The organism is Actinosynnema sp. (assembly GCF_052038725.1).
The window spans coordinates 1-4,502 of record NZ_JBQGCX010000626.1; the positions used below are offsets into that span (position 1 = coordinate 1).

The window sequence follows — 4,502 nt, forward strand, 5'->3', positions numbered from 1 at the left end:
CGAGGCCGTCGCGACCCTGCCCGGCGGCAAGGCGGTGGACCTGACGGACTGGTTCTGCGACGCCGACAAGTGCCCGGCCGTGGTGGGGAACGTGGTCGTCTACCGGGACAACCACATCACCGACAGCTACGCGAGCACCCTGGTCAAGCCGCTGGGTGACGCGCTCGGCATCGAGCGCCGCTAGCCGCCGCCGAGATCACCTGACGAGCGCCCCGCCGCCCGGAACGACCGGGAGGCGGGGCGCTCGTCGCGTTCGAGGTGGACCCGGCGCGGGGTGAGCGCCGTCACACCCCTCGGGCGGGCGCGCACAGCCGGTCCACAGGTGGCGCACACGGTCCGTCCAGGCAGCGGCCCGAGAGTTGTCGCCATGACGACGAACGCGACGGAGCCGGTGGACCTCGGCGGCGGCACCCCGGTGCTGGACGTGGTGGTCCCGGTCCACGACGAGGAGACCGCGCTGGAGCCCAGCGTGCGCAGGCTGCACTCCTACCTCAGCGCGACCCTGCCCTTCGCGTTCCGGATCACCGTCGCCGACAACGCCAGCACCGACCGCACCCCCGAGATCGCCGCCCGGCTGGGGCGCGAGCTGGACGGCGTGCGGGTGCTTCGGCTGGCGGAGAAGGGCCGGGGCCGCGCGCTCAAGACCGCCTGGCTGGGCTCCGAGGCCGCCGTGGTCGCCTACACGGACGTGGACCTGTCCACCGACCTGGCCGCGCTGCCCGCCCTGATCGCCCCGCTGGTGTCCGGGCACTCCGACGTCGCCATCGGCAGCAGGCTCGCGCGGGGCGCCCGCGTGGTGCGCGGCCCCAAGCGCGAGTTCATCTCCCGCGCCTACAACGTCATCCTCAAGCTGGCCCTGCGCGCCCGGTTCACCGACGCGCAGTGCGGCTTCAAGGCGGTGCGCTCGGACGTTGCCGCCCGGCTGCTGCCGCTGGTGCAGGACACCGGCTGGTTCTTCGACACCGAACTGCTCGTGCTGGCCCAGCGGGCCGGGCTGCGCACCCACGAGGTCGCCGTCGACTGGGTGGACGACCCCGACTCGTCGGTGGACATCGTCGCCACCGCCGTGGCCGACCTCAAGGGCGTCGCGCGGCTGTGGCGCACCCGCCTCGCGCTCCCGGCCGACCTGCGGCGGGCCCCGGCCCGCGACCTGGTCCGCGTCGCCTGACCCCAACCGCTCCTCGCACCACCTCCCCAGACCACACCGCACAGGAGAGCCGACCATGACCGCCCTGCTCACCGAACCACCGGCCAGCCCGGCCGCCGAGCCGCCCGCGCGGGGCCGCCTGGCCAGGCTGGTGCTCGGACCGGCCGACGCGCCCCGGTACGCGCGGCCCGCGCTCCTGGTGCTGCTCGCCGCCACCGCCGCGCTGTACCTGTGGGACCTGACCGCCTCCGGCTACGGCAACAGCTTCTACGCCGCCGCCGTGCAGGCCGGGACGCAGGACTGGAAGGCGTGGCTGTTCGGCTCGCTGGACTCCGGCAACGCGATCACCGTCGACAAGCCGCCCGCGGCGCTGTGGCTGACCACCGCGTTCGCCAGGGTGTTCGGGTTCTCCAGCTTCACCGTGCTCGCGCCGCAGGCCCTGATGGGCGTGGCGGCGGTGGCGCTGACCCACGCGACGGTCAAGCGCACCAGCGGGCACCTCGCCGGGCTGCTGGCGGGCGCGGCGCTGGCCGTGACGCCGGTCGCGGTGCTGATGTTCCGGTTCAACAACCCGGACGCGCTGCTCGTGCTGCTCATGGTCGCGGGCGCCTACTGCCTGGTGCGGGCGCTGGAGCGGGCGAGCCTGAAGTGGGTGCTGCTGGCCGGGTCCGCGATCGGGTTCGCGTTCCTGACGAAGATGCTGCAGGGCTTCCTGGTGCTGCCCGCGTTCGCCCTGGTGTACCTGGTGGCCGCGCCGACCACGCTGGGCAGGCGCATCGCGCACCTGTTCGCGGCGCTCGGGTCGGTCGTGGTGTCGGCCGGGTGGTTCATCGCGCTGGTGGACCTGTGGCCGACCGACTCGCGGCCGTACATCGGCGGGTCGACGGACAACACGCTGCTGGAGCTGGCGCTGGGGTACAACGGGCTCGGCCGCATCCTCGGCGGGCAGGGCAACGGCGGCGGTGGCGGCGGCATGGGCGGCGGGAACACCGGGTTCGGCGGGGAGACCGGGATCTTCCGGATGTTCGGCGCCGCGTTCGGCGGGGAGATCTCCTGGCTGCTGCCCGCCGCGCTGGTCGCGCTGGTCGCCGGCCTGTGGTTCACCCGCCGCGCGCCCCGCACCGACCGGACGCGCGCCGCGCTGCTGCTGTGGGGCGGGTGGCTGATCGTCACGGCGGTCGTGTTCAGCTTCATGAGCGGCACCGTGCACCCGTACTACTCGGTGGCGCTGGCCCCCGCGATCGCGGCGCTGGTCGCCATCGGCGGGCGGGAGCTGTGGCGGGCCAGGAGGTTCCCGGTGGCGCGGGCGTTCCTGGCGGCGGTGGTCGGGGTCACGGCGGTGTGGGACCACGTGCTGCTGGCCAGGTCCTCGGACTACGCGCCGGTGATCCGGTACGCGGTGCTGGTGGTGGGGTTCGTGGTGGTGCTGGCGGTGCTGCTGGACCCGAGGCGGGTGGCGAAGGGCGCGGTCGCGCTGGCGACGGCGGCGGTGCTGGTGGTCGGTGCGGGCGGTGGCGCGTGGGCGGTCAGCACGGCCGGTCAGGCGCACACCGGGTCGATCCCGTCGTCCGGGCCTGCCGGGAGCTCGACGGGCTTCGGCGGTGGGGGCGGTGGCGGCGGCCGGATGCCCGGTGGTGACGGGCAGGCGCAGGACGGGCAGGCGCAGGACGGGCAGGCGCAGGACGGCACTGGTGACGGCACGGGGCAGCGCGACCAGGCGGGCGTCGGCGAGGCGCAGGACCGGGACGGCGACGCGGACCAGGGCGGCGGGATGCGCGGCGGCCCCGGTGGCGGGTCGAGCAGCGAGGTGGTCGAGCTGCTGAAGAGCACCACCACGAAGTGGGCCGCGGCCACCACCGGTTCGCAGTCGGCGGCCGAGCTGGAGCTGTCCACCGGCAAGGCGGTCATCGCGATCGGCGGCTGGAGCGGCTCGGACAACGCCCCGACGCTGGAGCAGTTCCAGCGGGCCGTGGCGAACGGCGAGATCGCGTACTACATCAGCGGTGGCGGGATGGGCGGCGGCATGGGCGGTCGCGGCGGCTCGGACTCGTCGACCTCCCAGATCGCCACGTGGGTCCAGGAGAACTACACCGCGCAGACGGTGGGAGGGAGCACGCTCTACGACCTGAGGTGAGCGCGGGAGCACCGATCCCACGGTGAACCGGGGGCGGACCGACCGCGGTCCGCCCCCGGTCCTGCGTTGAACTGCCCATGGCCCGGCGGGCCCGGCGGGCGGGAAAATGCCTGATGACGCACTCGATCCCCCACCCGACCGGCGTGGTGCCGCCGCTGGCCCGGCTCGTCATGAAGTCCGGATCGCTGGAGAACCTCCTCCCCGCGCGCGTGGCCGACTGGGACGGCCTCGCGGGCGTTCTGCGCGACGCGTTCCCGCCCGAACCGGGCGTCGACCACATCTCCCTGCACACCTCCTACCACGCGCACGGCATGGTGGGGGAGACGATCAGCAGCGGGTACGACCTCTCGCTGAACCAGCCGGTCTCCGCGCTCCTGCGCGACGTGATGGTCGCCAACGGCCAGTGGGACTACCTGGCGGCGCAGCCCTGGTACGTCGACGGCACGCACGTCGTCGCCATCGACGTGAACTACTACCCGCACCGCCAGGGGCAGAACGCGCGCCCCAGCTTCCACAAGGACACGGCGGGCAGCAACGCCTTCGTCACCCTGCTGTTCGACAACACCAGGAAGATCCCGGCGACCGAGTGGTTCGTGGACGTGGGCAAGCCCGGCCTGCAACGGCGGCGCGCGCAGCAGGACCTGCTCCCGAGGGCGTTCCTGGCGGACCTCGACAGGGCCCGCGCGCACCTGCGGGCGACGCTGGACGCGAACGAGCCGGTCAGCGGAGGCCTGACCGAGGGCACGCGCTCCTACGTCTCCTGGGTCGACGACCTCGTCTGGCACGCCACGCCCAGCGCCCTGCGCAGGCACGAGATCACCGCCGGGCACGCGCGGCGGATCTACGGCCCCCTGGCGGACGAGCTGCGCGAGCACGGAGAGCTGCCCGCGTACTACGAGGACAGCGTCCTCGGGGAGTGGATCTCCGTGGTCGAGCTGCTGGGGTCCGTCGCCGAGTGCGGGAACACCGAGCTGCGGAGGTTCCTGGGGCGGGCGCTCGGCCCCCAGGACGTCGACCTCGTCCTGGCCAGGCAAGCCTGGGACGAGCTCTACACGGGCGAGCAGGGCGGGCGGCGGTACCAGGCGGACGTCGAGGAGCGGGGCAAGACCCCGTGGCGCCTGACCGGCAGGGCCGCGATCGCGGGCGCGTACGACCCCAACGCGCCCGGCAGCTCGACCACCACGGAGACCCCGGTGGGCCTGTCGTCCCGGGCGCGGCGCA

Annotated in this window: 3 protein-coding genes and 1 pseudogene; all 4 read left to right on the forward strand. The window is 74.1% G+C overall.

The features are described 5' to 3' along the window. Positions 1 to 184 (forward strand): SGNH hydrolase domain-containing protein (locus ACTUAL_RS13240; protein WP_440900448.1); only part of this gene is annotated, 184 nt, incomplete at its 5' end. 183 nt (positions 185 to 367) lie between these two features. Next, positions 368 to 1,141: pseudogene (locus tag ACTUAL_RS13245) on the forward strand (dolichyl-phosphate beta-glucosyltransferase); the annotation flags it as partial. An 82-nt stretch (positions 1,142 to 1,223) separates the two neighbouring features. Further along, entirely contained in the window at positions 1,224 to 3,281 is a 2,058-nt protein-coding gene (locus ACTUAL_RS13250; protein WP_440900449.1) for an ArnT family glycosyltransferase, read from the forward strand. Between the two features lie 113 nt (positions 3,282 to 3,394). Further along, positions 3,395 to 4,502: hypothetical protein (locus ACTUAL_RS13255; protein WP_440900450.1), on the forward strand; the 1,108-nt coding region annotated here is incomplete at its 3' end.

Bases quoted from the DNA above. Each gene is read 5' to 3' on its own strand.
- ACTUAL_RS13250 (WP_440900449.1), top strand. From the start codon at position 1,224: ATGACCGCCCTGCTCACCGAACCACCGGCCAGCCCGGCCGCCGAGCCG.